Annotated in this window: 1 protein-coding gene; it reads right to left on the bottom strand. The window is 57.4% G+C overall.

Going from position 1 to position 828, the window contains the following annotated elements; translation table 11 throughout:
* Positions 1-828, bottom strand: an 828-nt coding sequence (locus HKD32_RS15100; RefSeq protein ID WP_194258410.1) for a cation:proton antiporter domain-containing protein, incomplete at both ends; no start/stop codon positions are given.

The following is an 828-nucleotide window of genomic DNA, read 5'->3' as shown; positions in this document are numbered from 1 at the left end:
CCATTGCCTGAGGTGGGTTGGGAGCGTTGAAAAGAGCACGCTCAAGGCGCGCACAGCAATGGACAGCGGGATGATGGCAAGCGTTGCCAAAACTGCAAACACATGCGGCTTAATCTCAAGGATTTCGAAGCCGATCAGCATGAACAGCAGGACGTTCAGCACCTCGTCAATGAGGGTCCACGCAACGTCAAGGTCCTTGCGGGACGCTTCGTCGAAAATGGAATGGCTATAGCCTGTCCCAAAGCAGAGACCGGCCACCACGACGGCAATCGCTCCAGACATTCCGAGCTGGTTGGCGATGCTGAAGGTTCCAGTGGCCAGGGCCAGGGATGTCAGCAGGTCAATATGCGGATCCCGCTGTCCCTTGAGCACCCGCAAAGCAATCCACCCGGTCAATGCGCCCAACAGACCACCACCGATGGCCTCCCGGCAGAAACTCAACACAATCTCGGAGGCGGTCACTTCGTGACTTCCTCCGGTTGCCAGCCCGATCGTGACACCGAAAATGACAACACCCACGCCATCGTTGAACAGACTTTCACCTGCAAAAACAGCCTGAAGCGGTCCCGGTAGACCCAGACGTTTCAGCATTCCCACGACTGAAACCGGGTCCGTAGGCGCGAGAATGGCACCGAGCACAATGCACCATGTAAAGGGAACCGCGTGTCCCAGCAGGGGAAAAACGGACCACGCTGCGACCGCAAGAAACGCGACGGCCAGAATGGTTCCCAGAATGGAGAGGGCTGTCACAGACATCAGCTTTTCCCTCAGATGTCCGACATTGACCTGCATGGCACCGGCAAACAGGAGAAGCGACAACGCGCCATT

This window comes from Gluconobacter japonicus, from assembly GCF_015244665.1.
Classification (GTDB): domain Bacteria; phylum Pseudomonadota; class Alphaproteobacteria; order Acetobacterales; family Acetobacteraceae; genus Gluconobacter; species Gluconobacter japonicus.
This window is presented reverse-complemented; position numbering and strand designations above follow the sequence as displayed.